Annotated in this window: 15 protein-coding genes; 7 read left to right on the top strand and 8 right to left on the bottom strand. The window is 61.6% G+C overall.

Annotation, left to right across the window (positions count from 1 at the left end):
* Window positions 1–28: 28 nt before the first annotated feature.
* The 8 genes from gyrA to dnaA all read right to left on the bottom strand — a co-directional run bounded on the left by gyrA (window position 29) and on the right by dnaA (window position 9,334).
* The gene (gene gyrA, locus BN1969_RS03615; protein WP_050623048.1) at window positions 29–2,593 is read right to left on the bottom strand and encodes a DNA gyrase subunit A; all 2,565 of its coding nucleotides are present in this window, start codon (window positions 2,591–2,593) and stop codon (window positions 29–31) included.
* 99 nt (window positions 2,594–2,692) lie between these two features.
* On the bottom strand, window positions 2,693–4,636 hold the full coding sequence (gene gyrB, locus BN1969_RS03610; protein WP_050623047.1) for a DNA topoisomerase (ATP-hydrolyzing) subunit B: 1,944 nt from the start codon (window positions 4,634–4,636) through the stop codon (window positions 2,693–2,695).
* A 153-nt stretch (window positions 4,637–4,789) separates the two neighbouring features.
* Entirely contained in the window at window positions 4,790–5,050 is a 261-nt protein-coding gene (gene remB, locus BN1969_RS03605) for an extracellular matrix regulator RemB (protein WP_050623046.1), read from the bottom strand.
* A 9-nt stretch (window positions 5,051–5,059) separates the two neighbouring features.
* Window positions 5,060–5,329 carry a hypothetical protein gene (locus tag BN1969_RS03600; protein WP_050623045.1) on the bottom strand — a complete coding sequence of 90 codons (270 nt, stop codon included), beginning with the start codon at window positions 5,327–5,329 and terminating at the stop codon, window positions 5,060–5,062.
* Between the two features lie 13 nt (window positions 5,330–5,342).
* Window positions 5,343–6,446, bottom strand: a complete 1,104-nt coding sequence (recF, locus tag BN1969_RS03595) for a DNA replication/repair protein RecF (protein WP_050623044.1) — start codon at window positions 6,444–6,446, stop codon at window positions 5,343–5,345.
* Window positions 6,443–6,658: an RNA-binding S4 domain-containing protein gene (locus BN1969_RS03590; protein ID WP_050623043.1), complete on the bottom strand. Its 216-nt coding sequence runs from the start codon at window positions 6,656–6,658 to the stop codon at window positions 6,443–6,445. The genes recF and BN1969_RS03590 overlap by 4 nt, the downstream gene beginning before the upstream one ends.
* Before the next feature lie 13 nt (window positions 6,659–6,671).
* On the bottom strand, window positions 6,672–7,778 hold the full coding sequence (dnaN, locus tag BN1969_RS03585) for a DNA polymerase III subunit beta (protein ID WP_050623042.1): 1,107 nt from the start codon (window positions 7,776–7,778) through the stop codon (window positions 6,672–6,674).
* A gap of 242 nt (window positions 7,779–8,020) precedes the next feature.
* The gene (dnaA, locus tag BN1969_RS03580) at window positions 8,021–9,334 is read right to left on the bottom strand and encodes a chromosomal replication initiator protein DnaA (protein WP_050623041.1); all 1,314 of its coding nucleotides are present in this window, start codon (window positions 9,332–9,334) and stop codon (window positions 8,021–8,023) included.
* Between the two features lie 470 nt (window positions 9,335–9,804).
* Between dnaA and rpmH the strand changes: the two genes are divergently transcribed.
* The 7 genes from rpmH to BN1969_RS03545 all read left to right on the top strand — a co-directional run bounded on the left by rpmH (window position 9,805) and on the right by BN1969_RS03545 (window position 15,407).
* Window positions 9,805–9,939, top strand: a complete 135-nt coding sequence (rpmH, locus tag BN1969_RS03575; protein WP_050623040.1) for a 50S ribosomal protein L34 — start codon at window positions 9,805–9,807, stop codon at window positions 9,937–9,939.
* Window positions 9,940–10,137: 198 nt separating this feature from the next.
* Window positions 10,138–10,497 carry a ribonuclease P protein component gene (rnpA, locus tag BN1969_RS03570; protein ID WP_050623039.1) on the top strand — a complete coding sequence of 120 codons (360 nt, stop codon included), beginning with the start codon at window positions 10,138–10,140 and terminating at the stop codon, window positions 10,495–10,497.
* Window positions 10,494–10,712 carry a membrane protein insertion efficiency factor YidD gene (gene yidD, locus BN1969_RS03565; protein WP_050623038.1) on the top strand — a complete coding sequence of 73 codons (219 nt, stop codon included), beginning with the start codon at window positions 10,494–10,496 and terminating at the stop codon, window positions 10,710–10,712. Before rnpA ends, yidD begins: the two co-directional genes overlap by 4 nt.
* A 43-nt stretch (window positions 10,713–10,755) precedes the next feature.
* Window positions 10,756–12,237, top strand: coding sequence for a YidC/Oxa1 family membrane protein insertase (locus BN1969_RS03560; protein WP_050623037.1), 1,482 nt, complete (start codon window positions 10,756–10,758; stop codon window positions 12,235–12,237).
* 14 nt (window positions 12,238–12,251) lie between these two features.
* Window positions 12,252–13,067 (top strand): RNA-binding cell elongation regulator Jag/EloR, encoded by an 816-nt coding sequence (gene jag / locus BN1969_RS03555; RefSeq protein ID WP_050623036.1) that lies wholly within the window; start codon window positions 12,252–12,254, stop codon window positions 13,065–13,067.
* Window positions 13,068–13,132: 65 nt separating this feature from the next.
* A complete protein-coding gene (locus tag BN1969_RS03550) occupies window positions 13,133–14,449 on the top strand; it encodes an aminotransferase class I/II-fold pyridoxal phosphate-dependent enzyme (protein WP_050623035.1) in 1,317 nt (438 codons plus the stop codon).
* Between the two features lie 34 nt (window positions 14,450–14,483).
* On the top strand, window positions 14,484–15,407 hold the full coding sequence (locus tag BN1969_RS03545; RefSeq protein ID WP_050623034.1) for a DNA polymerase III delta subunit-related protein: 924 nt from the start codon (window positions 14,484–14,486) through the stop codon (window positions 15,405–15,407).
* Window positions 15,408–15,457: the final 50 nt, after the last annotated feature.

Here is a 15,457-nt window from a genome sequence, read left to right as displayed (position 1 = left end):
CCTATCCTAATTGTATTTTATATTCTGGTTATTCCTCTTCGGACTGGTTTTCTTCCGAAATGGGGGCCTCCTCCGCCCTCTCCCCGGCGGGGTCTCCCTCCTCCGTCTCCTGGGTGCCGGCGGTCTCCTCCCGGTCGGTGAGGGCAAGGGAGATGACCTGGTCCCCCTCCTCCTTGAAGCGCATGACGATGACGCCCTGGGTAGCCCGGCCGGCGGTGCGGATGTTGTCCACAGGGGTGCGGATCAGGATGCCGCTCTGGGTGACCAGCAGCAGGTCCTCGCTGCCGTCCACCACCTTGATGCCCACCACGCTCCCTGTCTTCTCAGTGACCATATAGTTCTTGATGCCGATGCCGCCACGGTTGGTGACCCGGTACTCCTCCACGGGGGTGCGCTTCCCATAGCCCTTCTCGGTGATGGACAGCACCTCATGGTCCGCCTTGGCCCGGGCGGCGCCCACCACGTAGTCGCCCTCCCGCAGGCGGATGCCCCGGACGCCCACGGCCTCCCGGCCCATGGGCCGCACGTCGTTCTCGTCAAAGCACACCGCCATGCCGTCGTGGGTGGCGATGAGGATGCGCTGCTGTCCATCGGTCTCCCGCACGGCGATCAGCTGGTCCCCCTCATCCATGCGCAGAGCGCGGATTCCGTTGTTCCGCAGGTTTTTCAAGGTGTTGGCGGGCAGGCGCTTCACGGTGCCGCTTCGGGTGACCATGAAGAGGAAGCGGCCGTCGTCCTCGATGGACCGGGTGTGGATCATGGTCTGGACCCGCTCTCCCGACTCCACCTGGAGGATATTGATGATATTGGTGCCCTTGGCCGTCTTGCCAGATTCCGGGATCTGATAGCCCTTCTTCCGGTAGACCTTGCCCGTGTCGGTAAAGAAGAGGATATAGTCGTGGGTGGAGGCGGTGAACACGTCCACCACGTAGTCCTCCTCCCGGGTGGTGATCCCCTTCTTGCCCATGCCCCCCTTGGACTGGGCGGCATACTCACTGACCGGGGTGCGCTTGATGTAGCCCGCCTGGGTCAGGGTGAAGACGCACTGCTCCTCCTCGATCAGATCCTCGATGTCGATTTCGTCCTCCACATCCTGGATCTCGGTGAAGCGCTCGTCCCCATACTTGTCCCGGATGGCGGAGAGCTCGTCCTTCAGCACGCCCCGGAGCATGGACTCATCAGCCAGAAGCTGGTTATAGTAGGCGATGCGCTTCTCCAGTTCAGCGTACTCCGCCTCCAGCTTCTCTTTCTCCAGGCCCTGGAGCCGCTTGAGCTGCATGTCCAGGATGGCCTGGGCCTGCACCTCGTCCAAGCCGAAGCGGGCCATCAGGTTCTCCCTGGCGTCGTCGTAGCTCTCCCGGATGGTCTTGATGACCGCGTCGATGTTGTCCTCCGCGATGAGCAGCCCTTCCAGCAGGTGAGCCCGCTCCTGGGCCTTCTTCAGGTCAAAGCGGGTGCGGCGGATGAGGACCTGCTCCTGATAGGCGATGTACTCGTCCAGAATGTGGCGCAGGGAGAGGATGCGGGGCTGAAGCTTCCCGTTGACCTCCACCAGGGCCAGCATGTTGATGGCAAAGGTGGTCTGGAGCTGGGTCTGGGCGAACAGCCGGTTGAGCACCACCTGGGGATTGGCGTCCCGTTTGAGCTCGATGACGATGCGCATACCGTTGCGGTCGGACTCGTCCCGGATGTCGGAGATGCCCTCCAGGCGCTTGTCCTCCACCTGGTCGGCCATGTTCTTGATGAGCATCCGCTTGTTCACCTGGTATGGGATCTCAGTGATGACGATGCGCACCCGGTCCTTGCCGAACTCCTCGAATTCGTGGCGGGCCCGGACCATCAGCCGGCCCCGGCCGGTGGCGTAGGCAGAGCGGATGCCGCTGCGGCCCATGATGATGCCCCGGGTGGGAAAATCGGGGCCCTTAATGTGCTCCATCAGGTCGGAGAGCTGGGCCTCCGGATCATCCAGCACGCAGATGACAGCATTGATGACCTCCCGCAGATTGTGGGGCGGGATGTTGGTGGCCATGCCCACGGCGATGCCGCTGGAGCCATTGACCAGCAGGTTTGGGAACCGGGAGGGAAGCACCTTGGGCTCCTTCCGGGTCTCGTCAAAGTTGGGGTCCCAATCCACGGTGTCCTTCTCAATGTCCCGCAGCATCTCGTCGGCCAGCTTGGACATGCGGGCCTCGGTGTAACGGTAGGCCGCGGGGGGATCGCCGTCGATGGAACCGAAGTTGCCGTGGCCGTCCACCAGCATGTAGCGCATGGAGAAGTCCTGGGCCAGGCGGACCAAGGCGTCGTAGACGCTCTGATCCCCGTGGGGATGGTAGCGTCCCAGCACGTCGCCCACGCAGGTGGCCGACTTCTTGAAGGGCTTGTCCGCGGTGAGGCCGTCCTCATACATGGCGTAGAGGATGCGGCGGTGGACCGGCTTCAGTCCGTCCCGCACGTCGGGCAGGGCCCGGCCCACGATGACGGACATGGCATATTCAATATAGGAACTCTCCATCTCGGGCACCAGAGGGGATATCTCGATCTTCTGGTCCGGGAAACGGATCTCCTCAGGATCATATTGGGGTTTTTTGCTCATATCTTAACTTTCCTCCACCTTCATGGATTCAACCTGTACGATCAGTGCGGAGCCGCCGCGGTCAAAGTGTGGAGACAGGCCGCCCGGCGTCCACTCTTCTCAGTAATCCAGGTTTACTGCGTACTTGGCGTTGCGCTCGATGAACTCCTTCCGGGGCTCCACCTTTTCGCCCATCAGGACGGTGAACACCTCATCTGCCCGGACGGCGTCGTCCAGCTCGATGCGGCGCAGGGTGCGCTTCTCCGGGTCCATAGTGGTCTCCCACAGCTCATGGGGGTTCATCTCACCCAGACCCTTGAAGCGGCTGATATCCACCTTGGCGTTGGGATTGTCCCCTCTCAGCTCGGCGGAGATCTTATCCCGCTCTTCTTCACTGAAGGCCAGGCGGATCTGCTTGCCCCGGGTCAGCTTGAACAGAGGGGGCACTGCGGAGTAGACATATCCATTCTCGATGAGGGGGCGCATGAACCGGAAGAAGAAGGTGAGCAGCAGGGTGCGGATATGAGCACCGTCCACATCCGCATCGGCCATGATGATGACCTTGTGATAGCGCAGCTTGTTCAGGTCGAACTCGTCTCCGATGCCTGCCCCCAGGGCGGTGATGACGGGGGTGAGCTTGTCGTTGCCGTACACCTTGTCCGCCCGGGCCTTCTCCACGTTGAGCATCTTGCCCCACAGGGGGAGGATGGCCTGGAACCGGGAGTCCCGGCCCTGGGTGGCGGAGCCTCCTGCGGAGTCGCCCTCTACGATGTAGAGCTCGGTGAGCTCGGGGTTGGCCTCGTTGCAGTCCCGCAGCTTGTCCGGCATAGCGGCCCCGCCCAGAGCGGTCTTGCGGCGGATGGACTCCCGGGCCTTCCGGGCAGCCTCCCGGGCCCGGTTGGCGGTGAGGGCCTTGTCCAGGATGGCCCGGCCCACCGCCGGGTTCTCCTCCAGATAGATCTCCAGCTTCTCACTGACAATGGCGTTCACCAGGGTGCGGATCTCGCTGTTGCCCAGTTTGGCCTTGGTCTGTCCCTCGAACTGGGCGTCGGTGAGCTTGACAGAAATGACGCAGGTGAGACCCTCCCGGCAGTCGTCGCCGGAGACTTTGTCATCGTTTTTCAGCACGCCGATCTTCTTGCCGTAGGCGTTGAGCACGTTGGTGAGGGCACGTTTGAAGCCCTCCTCATGCATGCCGCCCTCCGGAGTATGGACGTTGTTGGCGAAGGAGACGATGACCTCGTTATAGCTGTCATTGTACTGGAGGGCCACCTCAGCCATGGAGTCCTCCCGGTTGCCGGACATATAGATCACGTCAGGGTGCAGCGGGTCCTTGCTTCGGTTGATGAAGGTGACGAATTCCCGGATGCCCCCCTCGTAGCACATATCGTCCTCCTGCTCCCGGCCGGGGCGCAGGTCCACGGTCTGGATGCGCAGGCCAGCATTGAGGAAGGCCTCCTCCCTCATCCGGGTGTGAAGAGTGTCATAGTTGTACTCCAGAGTCTCGAACATCTCCGGGTCTGGCTTGAAGGTGACGGTCGTGCCCGTATGGTCGGTCTTTCCCACCACCTTCATCTCCTGGGTAATCTTTCCCCGGGAAAACTTCATCTCATAGATCTGGCCGTTCTTGTGTACCTGGACCTCCAGCCACTCAGACAGGGCGTTGACCACGCTGGCGCCCACGCCATGGAGGCCGCCGGACACCTTGTAGCCCCCACCGCCGAACTTGCCGCCGGCATGGAGGACAGAGAACACCACCTCCAGCGCGGGACGCCCGGTTTGGGGCTGGATATCCACAGGGATGCCGCGGCCGTTGTCAGTGACAGTGATGGTGTTCCCGGGATTGATGGTCACCGTGATGTCGGTGCAGTAGCCCGCCAGGGCCTCGTCAATGGAGTTGTCCACGATTTCATAGACCAGGTGGTGCAGACCTGACTCCGAGGTGGAGCCGATATACATGCCCGGCCGCTTGCGCACCGCTTCCAGTCCCTCCAGCACCTGGATCTCCGAGGCGCCGTACTCGTGCTCCACCTGGGTGGAGTTCAGTTCCAATTCTTCTGCCATAATAACCTCCATATCGAAATGCAGAAGGCAGAATACAGAAGCGGGAGAGATGAGGCTCTCTCCGCTGGTCCCTGCCGTTCCGATATCCACTTGTTCCGCCCGGAGGACCGGGCTTCTTCACTCTGCATTCTGCATTCCATCATTCTGCATGATTCAAAGCAAATTGCTCTCCGCCCGCCGCAGCAGTGCGGCGGAGGACAGCTGAGAGATGTAGACTGTGGCCGTCCCCTTCTCCTCCCCTACCAGGACAAAGGAGCGGGGCAGGTCATCGCACACCGAGATGACTCGGCCCTCCTGTTCCGCCCGCTCCAGGAATTCCCGGGTCTTATAGGCCCAGCTGGCGTTGTCCAGGTCAAAGATGCCCAAAATCTCCCGATGGGGCACTGCCACCGACTGACCCAGGTGCAGATACATAAGCGCCTCTCACTTTCTTTTTTTGATCCAGGACAGGAGCCATGCCCCAGCACATCCCAAAAGGACTGCCCCCGCGGTCCAAAGGAGCAGGACCACATTCCCACCCCATCCAAACAAGAGCCCATCTGGCCGGGCAGCTGTATAATAGATCATTCCAGAGACAGGAATCATCTCCATCAGGGCAGCACCCAGAAGCCGTAGAGACAGCTGCTCCGTGGCCGAGAGAACGAGAAGCTGAATGACAAAGGAGAGCGCCAGGACAATCAGCAAAAATTCCATCTGTTCTCTCCTCTCACATCAGCCGCCCGCCCTGGATATAGAAACTCTTTCCATTCTCCAGTCCCTCTAATTTTTCCTCCTCACAGCAGGAAATAAACACCTGCCCGCCCTGGATGCGGTTGAGGACGAAGGCCTGCCGCCGGTGGTCCAGCTCGGAGAGTACGTCATCCAGCAGCAGCACCGGCCACTCGCCGGTCTCCTGAAAAAAGATTTCCCGCTGAGCCAGCTTCAGGGAGAGGGCCGCCGTGCGGGTCTGCCCCTGGGAGCCGTAGGTCTTGGCCGGGTTCCCGTCGATCTCCACTGCCAAGTCGTCCTTATGGGGGCCGGACAGACACTGACGGCTGTCCAGCTCCGCCTGCCGATGGGCCTGCTGGTGCTCCAGCAGCTGGGGCAGGATGGTTTTGGCTCCGGCCAGGGGGTCTGTGACGGTGGAGACGGTCTCATACCGCAGAGAGAGCTCCTCCTTTCCCCCGGAAAAATCCCGGTGGATGGCAGGGGCGCTCTCCTGAAGGCGCCTGATGAAGTGAGCCCGGTAGTGAACGATCAGCGCCCCGGTCTGGGCCATACGGAGATTGAAGTCGTCCAGGGTGGACAGCAGGGACAGGTTCTCCTGCCAGTCCCGGAGTATGCGCACCTTGTGGTCATAGAGGCGGTTATACTCGCTGAGTGCCTGCTCATACCGGGGCCGCAGCTGGCAGATGGCGCTGTCCAGAAAGCGGCGCCGGGCCGCCCCTCCCTCCCGGATGAGATACAGGTCCTCCGGGCAGAAAAGCACGGTATTCAAAATGCCGGACAGCTCCCCCGCCGTCTTCAGCCGCACCCCGTTGGACCACAGCTGGCGCCGGGCCCCCCGGTTCAGCCGGGCCTCCAGAGTGAAGTCCCGGGCCCGGGAGCGCACCTCTCCCTTGACAAAGGCCCCATCCACTCCCAGCATGATCATCTCCCGGTCGTACCGGGCCCGGTGGGACCGAGCGGTGGACAGATAGGCCACCGCTTCCAGCAGGTTGGTCTTGCCCTGGGCGTTGTCTCCATAGATCAGGTTCACCCGTGGATCAAAGACGGCCTCCAGATGGACATAGTTGCGGAAAAAGTCCAGCTCCAGCGACTTGACGATCATTGGACAACCAGTTCCGTCTCATCGTCAATGACCGCCCGGTCTCCCGGACGCAGCTTCTTCCCCCGCATGGTGCACACCTCACCGTTGACCGCCACCCGTCCCTCCTGGATGATGAGCTTGGCGTCTCCCCCGGTCTCCACCGCACCGGCGAATTTCAGCAGGTCCTGGAGCTTGATGAATTCGGTGTGGATCTGAATGGTCTCGCTCTGCATCAAAATCTTCCTCTCAGTTTGCCTTCAGCCGCACCGGCAGCACCATATAGACGAAATTCTCCTCCCCCTCGGCGGGCAGGATGACACAGGGGGCCACGCCGGAGGTGAACTCCAGGCGCAGGCGGTCTGCTGGGGCGGCCTTCAGTGCGTCCATCAGGTACTTGTTGTTGAAGCCGATCTCCAGCCCCTGGCCGTCCCCCGTGATGGGGCACTGGTCGGCGGCATCCCCGATGCCCGTCTTGGTGGTGATGGACAGCATCCCATCCCCGAAGACACAGCGCAGGGGGCTCTTCAGTTTGTCACTGATGATCAGGGAGACGCGCTCGATGGACTGGAGCAGGGTGCGGGCATCCCCCTCGATCTTGATGGTGTTGTTCCGGGGGATGGCATTCTTATAGGCCAGGAACTCCCCCTCCAGCCGGCGGCAGACCAGCACCGTGTCCCCCGCCTGGAACTGGATGTGCCGGGCCCCCTGGGCCACGGAGACAGCATCCTCCCCGGCGCAGATCTTTTCCACCTCGCTGAGGGCGGAGCCAGGCACCACGAAGGAGAAGGGGAGCACCCCCTGGCTGCTGTCCACAGGCTCGTGCCGAAGGGCGAGCCGGTAGCCGTCCACAGACACGACGGTCAGGCCGCTTTCGTCCACCTCGAACAGGGAGCCGGTGTGGACGGGGCGGCTCTCGTTGTCGCTCACCGCGAACAGGGTCTGGGCGATCATAGAGCGCAGCACCGGCTGGCCGATGGTCAGCCCGTTCTGCTCCTCCACCGAGGGCAGTTCGGGAAATTCTTCCGGGTCCGTCCCCAGGATGTTGAATTCCGACAGGCCGCACTTGATGTTGACCATATAGTTCTCCGAGGTGAATACCACCACGTCATCCGGCATCTTCCGGATGATCTCGCCAAACAGCCGGGCGGAGAGGACCAATGAGCCCTTCTCCCGGATCTCAGCCGGAACAGCGGCCCGGATGCCGGTCTCCAGGTTGTAGCCGGTGAGCCTCAGCTGTTCTCCGGCTTCAATGAGGATGCCTTCCAGGGCAGGAATGGAGCTTTTGACCGCCACCGCCCGGGACGCCGTGGACACGGCTCCCAGGAGCAGTGCCTTCTCACAGGAAAATTTCATGGGGGACCTCCTTCTGACTCCCGCCTCTTTCTGGGAAAGGACAGGATTTTTGTCGTAATAGTAGCCCGTAGGCAAAAAAAATGTGGAAAACCGCTGTAAGCCTTACGGCCCCATGGGTTTGGCCCTCCACAGGGGATGTGAACGAATCTGGAGGGTTTTCCACATGGGGCAAAAAACCTAAAAATCATCCACAGGGAGTTTTCCACATATCCACAAAATTCGGTGGAATGGTGGAGAAAACTTTATTCGTAGCGAATGTTGATGTTGGCGGTGATGTCCTTAATGATCTCGGCGGTCTCCGGGCTCTCCTTCACCATCTTTTCAATGCGCTCGATGGAGTGGAGCACGGTGGTGTGGTCCCGGCCCTCAAACTCCCGGCCGATCTCCTTCAGGGAGAGGTTGGTCATGCGGCGGATCTGATACATGGCGATCTGCCGGGCCAGGGAGATGTCCTTGGTGCGGCCCTGTCCCCGAAGGGAATCGGGCTCGATGTTATAGAATTTGCACACCTCATCAATGATCACGTCGGCGGTGGGGACGATGTCGGATTTGTCCTTGAACATGTCCTTCACCGCCCGGACGACGGTGTCCTTATCCACTGTGTCCCCCATCAGGTCCTGATAGGCCATGATCTTATTCACAGTACCTTCGATCTGGCGCACGTTGGCGGTAATGTTTTCCGCGATGAGCTGGAGCAGGAACTCGGGCAGCTCGATGCCCATGCGGATGGACTTGTTTTTGATGATGGCCATGCGGGTCTCGTAGTCTGGGGGCTGAATATCGGCCAGCAGGCCCCATTCGAACCGGGTCTTCAGACGGTCATCCAGCCGCAGCATCTCTTTGGGCGGCCGGTCGGAGGTGAAAACGATCTGGCGCTTGGCCTCATACAGCGTGTTGAAGGTATGGAACATCTCCTCCTGGGTGGAAGCCCGTCCGGCCACGAATTGCACGTCATCCATGAGGAAGATGTCGGCGGAGCGGTACTTGTCCCGGAACTCCTGGTTGCGTCCCTCCCGAATGGCCTGGATCAGCTCGTTGGTGAAGGTATCCCCTTTTACGTAGACCACCGACAGGCCGGGTTTGTTCTGATGGATAGAGTTGGCGATGGCGTAGAGCAGGTGGGTCTTGCCCAGACCGGACTCCCCGTAGATGTAGAGGGGGTTATAGCTGTGCCCTGGATTATCGGCCACCGCCCGGGCGGCGGCATGGGCAAATTTGTTGGAGGAGCCCACCACGAAGCGCTCAAAGGTGTACTCCTCCGTTCCAGGGATCAAATCGTTTTTTTTCGGCTGCTGGTATCGGTCAAGCTCCCCCTCGGTGAGCACAGTCACCTGAAATTCGGCGGAGAACAGCTCCCGCAGGGCGTTCTGGATGGCGGGAAGATACCGGCTGGCGATGATATCCCGTTTGAAGGGGGTGGGGGAGTAGAGGACGAAGCGGTCCCCCTCCAGTTCCACCGCAGTGGTGTCGTCAAACCAGGTGTTGATGGTGGTGGTGGTCATCTCGTTCTGCATCAGGGCCAGTACCTTGGCCCAGATATCAGCGGCTGGGTTCATGGAACTCCTCCATTCCTGTGGATTGAGATCCGGCGCCGGAAAACAGGGCCGGGAGAGGGCGGGCCCGCCGGAGAGCGGCCCCCTGGGAAGGAGCCGGCGGCATCAAAAAACAGCGGATCGCATTACACTTTATTATATCAAAAAAGGGACCAAATCGCAAGGTTTTGGCCCATATTTTATTTATAAGAGTATCTGTGAGTTGTGGAGATGGGAAAGAAAATACACAAGATATTGTGAATAAACGGGAGTTGAAAAAAATAAGGAGGATTTTGCGCAAAAATTCATTGACACAGCTGGATTTCTTAGTCTATAATAGGTGACGCTGTCCTGTGAGAGCGGGTCTTTCTGCCCTTTTTTGCGGGACTGTTTGTGTACAGACCGCAGCCGAAAGGCTGTTGCTGGACCGGAACGCCGGTCTGAATGCGCCGTCCAATGGACGGTGTCTGAACTTGAACGAGGAGGTGTCCCCCATGCTTCGTACCTATCAGCCTAAGAAGCGCCAGCGCTCTAAGGAGCACGGCTTCCGCAAGCGTATGGCCACCGCGAATGGCCGCAAGGTCCTGGCCCGCCGCCGTGCCAGGGGCCGTGCTCGTCTGACCCACTGATGTGGGGAAAGGGGAGGCATTCCGCCTCTCCGGACGAGGATCGAGATCTCCTATGAGATACGGCAGCGAGGACACAATCGACCGATATGCAGCTTGAGGGGCGTGGGAGAAATTCCCCCGCCCCTGCGGTGCATATGGGAAAAAGCGGGGCATCGATGCCCTATTGGACCGGGTCGGTGCCCGGGTGGAGGGATGACCGTGAAGCATACCGTGGCATTGAAACAGAATCACGAGTTCCGCCGCCTGTACAGCAAGGGCCGCAGTGCGGTCAGCCCCTATTTTGTCCTCTACTGCCGGCCCAACCGCCGGTCATACAGCCGCCTGGGCATCACCACCGGCGTCAAACTGGGCAACGCAGTCAAGCGCAACCGGGCCCGCCGCCGGATCCGGGAGCTCTACCGGGGGGAGGAGCAGGCTCTGCTCCCCGGCTATGACATTGTAGTGGTGGCCCGCACCCGGGTGATCTATGGCAAATACGCCGACCTTCAGCGCAGCTTTCGGAGATTGACGGAAAAGCTGGAGCTGCGCCGGGGCCGGGAGGCGGGTGAAGCGCTGTGAAGCGTATCCTCATCGGACTGATCCGATTTTATCAGAAGGCCATATCCCCCATGCGGCCGCCCTGCTGCCGCTTTATCCCCACCTGCTCGGCCTATGCCGTGGAGGCGGTGGAGAAGTACGGCGCGTGGAAGGGCGGCTGGCTGGCCCTGCGCCGGGTCCTTCGGTGCAATCCCTTCCATCGGCAGAAGTCCATCCAATACGACCCTGTCCCGTGAGAGGGGCTCCCACGAAAGAATTTGAGACGGAGGCACATCATCAATGGGCGTTATGTACTACATCCTGTCCCCTTTCAGCTGGTTGCTGAACTTTTTTTACAGCTTTACCGACAGCTACGGTATTTCCCTGATCCTTTTTGCACTGGTCATCAAGATCATCCTCTTCCCTCTGACCATCAAGGGCAAAAAGGGTATGATCCAGATGAACCTGCTCTCCGGCAAGATGCAGCAGCTGCAGAAGCAGTACGGCAAGGACCGGGAGCGCTACAATATGGAGGTCCAGCGCCTCTATGAGCGGGAGAAGGTCAACCCCATGAGCGGGTGTCTGTGGTCCTTCCTTCCCATTCTGATCCTGCTGCCCCTGTATGCCATCATCCGCCAGCCCCTGCTCTACCTGATGGGGCTGGACAGCAATCAGATCGCCCAGGTGGCCGCCTCCGTGGACTGGCAGACGCTGGCCGTGAACCACGGCTGGGTCACTGCCGATGCCATGGCCAAGCTGGTGGAGCAGTTCAACGCGGGGGAGATCGCCACCGTGTTCCAGAATGTGGGCTATAACCAGCTGTATCTGGCCTCTCTGGTCAATGAGAACACCCTGCCCGCCATCACCGCCGCCCTGGGAGAGGGCACCCGGGTCTTTGTGATGAACTTTGATTTTCTGGGACTGGATCTGGCTATGCTGCCCACCTGGAAGATCTGGGAGCACCTGAACTGGCAGTACATCGGCGCCTTCCTGCTCATCGTGATATCCGCTTTCTCCAGCATCTTCATGTCCAAAATCTCCATGAAGACCAACCAGATGAACAACCAGAGCGGCAACGAGCAGGTGGAAAAGACCAATCGGATCATGATGTGGACCATGCCTTTGATGTCCCTGTGGATCGGCTTTATGATGCCGGTGGCCATGTGTGTCTACTGGATCGCCAACAGCCTGTTCTCCGTCATCCAGGAGCTCATTGCAGGAAAGATACTGAAAAAGGACTATGAGGCCGCCCGAGCCGCCGCCGCCGAGCGGGAGCGCCAGGAGAAAGAAGAGGAGAAGCGCCGCAAGGAGGAGGCCCGCCTGGAGCGTCAGCGCCGCCTGGAAGAGGAGAAGAAAAACCGTGGCAAAAAGAAGCCCGGCCAGAAGAAGAGCGACTCCGATCAGCCTGGCATCCGAAAGAGCGACAGCCGGGTGGGGATGCGGACCTATGCCCGGGGCCGTGCCTATGATCCCAACCGCTTCGGCGGCGTGACTCCCTACCACGACCCCAACGCCCCGGAGATCCCGGAGGATGCGGTGGAACAGGCGCGCAGGGAGAAGGGAGAACAGGCGGAAAACGCCCTGGCCGGAGAGGAGCTGGCCTCCGCCCTTCCAGAGACCAGCCCGATTGAGGAAGAGAAGGAGACCGCCGCCCTGGAGTCCGTCAGTGAGGCTATAGACGGCTCTGAAGAGGAACTGTCCGGGGAAGAAGCGGAAGAGGCTGAGCAGGATGAGTCCGGGGAGGAGCCTGACGAGGACAAGTCCAAGGATCAGGCCGAATAAGGAGGGTTCTGACAATGTTGAAATGGATTGAGACCACCGGCCGTTCGGAGGAGGACGCCATTGCTGCGGCCCTGTTTCAGCTGGGCATGGACCGGGATGACGTCTCGGTGGAAGTGATCGAGCGGGCCAAATCCGGCTTTTTGGGATTTGGCGGAAACCCCGCCAAGGTTCGGGTGAGCTATGAGGTCCCGGACGAGGAGCAGACCGCCCCTGCGGCCGCGGAGGAGACGGTTCAGGAGGCCGCTGCCTCCGCAGCGGAGGAGCAGGAGCCGGCTCCCGCACCCCAGAGGGAGGATGCCAACCGTCTCCTGCCCGGGGATGAGGTGCTGATCGCCGCTGAGGAGCCCGCCCCTGTTCAAGGGGATGACGGGAAGGCGGAGCAGATCCGGACCTTTCTCACTGGGCTGATGGAACACCTCCATGTGCAGGCCGTCCCTGAGATCACTCTGACCCCTGAGGGAAGCTATAAGGTGGTCCTTCAGGGCCAGGGCCTGGGGGCTATCATTGGCCGCCGGGGCGAGACTCTGGATGCCATTCAGCAGCTGACCAATTACTCTGTGAACCACGGCCAGTCTAAGCGGGTGCGCATCCATGTGGATGCCGAGGGCTATCGGGCCAAGCGGGAGGAGTCTCTCCAGCGGCTGGCGGTAAAGGTGGCCGGCAAGGTGGTCAAATACCGGAAGAATGTGACCCTGGAGCCCATGAACGCCTACGAGCGCCATGTGATCCACACCGCACTCCAGGATCACCCCAACGTGACCACCTACTCCACCGGGACCGAGCCCAACCGCCGCACGGTCGTGGCCTATGCCCCCGGACAGAAAAAGTAGAGACTCACAGGCGCGGCGGGATTTCATTCCCGCCGCGCCTTCTTACACCGGAAAGGAGGCCAGTCATGCCCACACCGCTCTATGATGCCCTGAGAGGATACGCTGCAAAAGCTCCCCTCCGCTTCCATATGCCCGGCCACAAGGGAGCCTTTCTTCCCTGCCCCGAGCTGGCCCCCCTGGCGCGGCTGGATGTGACAGAGATCCCGTCTACAGGGAATCTGTATGAGGATCTCTCTCCTATCCGGGAGGCCCAGGCCCTGTGGGCCCGCCGCATGGGAGCGGAGTACTGCCAGTTTCTCACCGGCGGCTCCACCATGGGTATCCATACCGCTCTGACCCTGTGCTGTCCCCCGGGGAGCCGGGTGTTGGTGGACCGGAGCTGCCACCGCTCCACCTTCCACGCCCTGGCTCTTCTGGATCTGGACCCGATATTTCTTCCACGCCCCTGGCTGGCGGAAGAGGGGGTGGCCGGCCCGTTTTCCCCCCTGGATGTGAAAAAAATGCTGGATCAAGATCCAACTATCAAAACTGTTTGTATTACATCACCAACTTATTGCGGATTGTTGTCGGATATTCCCGCCATTGCGGGAGTAGTCCACGCCCACGGTGGAAAACTGGTGGTGGACGGTGCCCACGGAGCCCATCTGAAATTTTTGGGGATGGATGCCTACCGGGGAGCGGACGCGGTGGTGGTGAGCGCCCACAAGACCCTGCCCGCCATGGGGCAGGCGGCCCTGCTGTTCACCAACGGCATCGACCCGGGACAGGTGCGGCGAACTGCCGCCATCTACGGCACCTCCAGCCCCTCCTACCCCATCCTGGCCTCCCTGGACACGGCCCGTGAGTGGCTGGAGGGACCGGGTGCCGGAGAGTATGGGCGGGTGGCCCGGCGGACCGCCGCCCTGCGGTGCCGGTTCCCATCCCTGTGCCCTCCCCTGCCCCTGGACCCCACCCGCTTTACTCTGAAGGTGAAGAACGGGCCGGCCTTCACCGGGCAGCTGGAGAGCCGATGCAATATCTGGCCGGAGATGGAGGACGGGGGCCATGTGGTCTTTATCCTCACCGCCTGCGACGGGGAGGAGGTTCTGGACCGCCTGGAGTCCGTCCTGGAAGGGATGGAGGAGCAGATGGGGGACAGTGCGCCCCTGCCGCCCCCTCCCCTGCCGGAGCGGGTGCTCTCCCCCCGGCAGGCCCAGTTCGCCCCAGCGGAGGTCCTTCCTCTGGAGCGGACAGAGGGGCGGGTATGCACCTGCCAGCTGGCCCCCTATCCCCCAGGTGTGCCGGTGGTGGCCCCCGGGGAACGAATTGGGAAAAAAGAGCTGGCCTATTTCAGACAAATAGGCTATAATAATCGGGAAGTAACCGTCGCGGCCATGCCATGAAAAGGGGGGCGGCGGCGCAAGTGAGGAAGCGACCATGGAATTGACAGCCCTGGCGGGCAATGCCCAGATCAAGGCCCAGCTGGCCCACCGGGAGGGGGACCTGGCCCACGCCTATATCGTCGCCGGCCCGGCGGGCAGCGGCCGGCATACCCTGGCCGCCCAGATGGCGGCGGCCCTGGTGTGCTCCGCCCAGCCTCAGCTCCGGCCCTGCGGCCGTTGTTCCCATTGCAGAAAGGCCGCCGGGGGCATCCATCCCGACATCACCGTGATTGCTGGCAGCGGCGGAAAACCCATCACCGTGGATCAGGTCCGTGCCCTGCGCACCGACGCCTATGTCCGTCCAAACGAGGCGGAGCGGAAGGTGTACCTGTTGGAGCGGGCAGATCGGATGAACGCCAGTGCCCAGAACGCCATGCTCAAGCTGCTGGAGGACGGCCCCGCCTATGCGGTCTTTTTCCTTCTGGCGGAGAACGGCTCCGCCCTGCTGCCCACGGTGCGCTCCCGATGTGAGACCCTGGAGCTGGCCCCCGTCTCCCCGGCTCAGGCGGAGGAGTGGCTGGCCAAGGCATTTCCCGGGAGAACGGCGGAGGAGATCCACCGGGCCGCTCTGGAGTGCCAGGGCATCCTGGGCCGGGCCGCGGCGCTGCTGGAGGGCGGTCAGGAGGAGGACGGACTGGAGGAGACGGCCCGCTCCCTGTCCGCCGCTCTGGAGGGGGAAGATGAGCTGGCCTTCTTCGAGGCCACCCAGGCCCTGGACAAACTGAGCCGGGAAGAGCTTACCGCTGTACTGGACCGGACATTGATCCAGATCGGGGCCCGCCTGCCCGGCTCCCAGCGGCCCCGCCGTCTGCTGGCGGCCGCCGAGCTGCTGCGCCGCCTGCGGGACGGGGCGGACCTGAACGCCAACCCGGGCCAGGTGGCCGGATGGCTGTGCGCGGGGATGTTTCTGCGCCCGTGACTCCCTCGCGCCGGGGTGCCGTTCCCACCCCGTGCGATCCCCAATATAGC

The organism is Clostridium phoceensis, assembly GCF_001244495.1.
Classification (GTDB): Bacteria; Bacillota; Clostridia; order Oscillospirales; family Oscillospiraceae; genus Lawsonibacter; species Lawsonibacter asaccharolyticus.
This window is presented reverse-complemented; position numbering and strand designations above follow the sequence as displayed.

Bases quoted from the DNA above. Each gene is read 5' to 3' on its own strand.
- gyrA (WP_050623048.1), bottom strand. From the start codon at position 2,593: ATGAGCAAAAAACCCCAATATGATCCTGAGGAGATCCGTTTCCCGGAC.
- gyrB (WP_050623047.1), bottom strand. From the start codon at position 4,636: ATGGCAGAAGAATTGGAACTGAACTCCACCCAGGTGGAGCACGAGTAC.
- remB (WP_050623046.1), bottom strand. From the start codon at position 5,050: ATGTATCTGCACCTGGGTCAGTCGGTGGCAGTGCCCCATCGGGAGATT.
- BN1969_RS03600 (WP_050623045.1), bottom strand. From the start codon at position 5,329: ATGGAATTTTTGCTGATTGTCCTGGCGCTCTCCTTTGTCATTCAGCTT.
- recF (WP_050623044.1), bottom strand. From the start codon at position 6,446: ATGATCGTCAAGTCGCTGGAGCTGGACTTTTTCCGCAACTATGTCCAT.
- BN1969_RS03590 (WP_050623043.1), bottom strand. From the start codon at position 6,658: ATGCAGAGCGAGACCATTCAGATCCACACCGAATTCATCAAGCTCCAG.
- dnaN (WP_050623042.1), bottom strand. From the start codon at position 7,778: ATGAAATTTTCCTGTGAGAAGGCACTGCTCCTGGGAGCCGTGTCCACG.
- dnaA (WP_050623041.1), bottom strand. From the start codon at position 9,334: ATGAACCCAGCCGCTGATATCTGGGCCAAGGTACTGGCCCTGATGCAG.
- rpmH (WP_050623040.1), top strand. From the start codon at position 9,805: ATGCTTCGTACCTATCAGCCTAAGAAGCGCCAGCGCTCTAAGGAGCAC.
- BN1969_RS03560 (WP_050623037.1), top strand. From the start codon at position 10,756: ATGGGCGTTATGTACTACATCCTGTCCCCTTTCAGCTGGTTGCTGAAC.
- jag (WP_050623036.1), top strand. From the start codon at position 12,252: ATGTTGAAATGGATTGAGACCACCGGCCGTTCGGAGGAGGACGCCATT.
- BN1969_RS03550 (WP_050623035.1), top strand. From the start codon at position 13,133: ATGCCCACACCGCTCTATGATGCCCTGAGAGGATACGCTGCAAAAGCT.
- BN1969_RS03545 (WP_050623034.1), top strand. From the start codon at position 14,484: ATGGAATTGACAGCCCTGGCGGGCAATGCCCAGATCAAGGCCCAGCTG.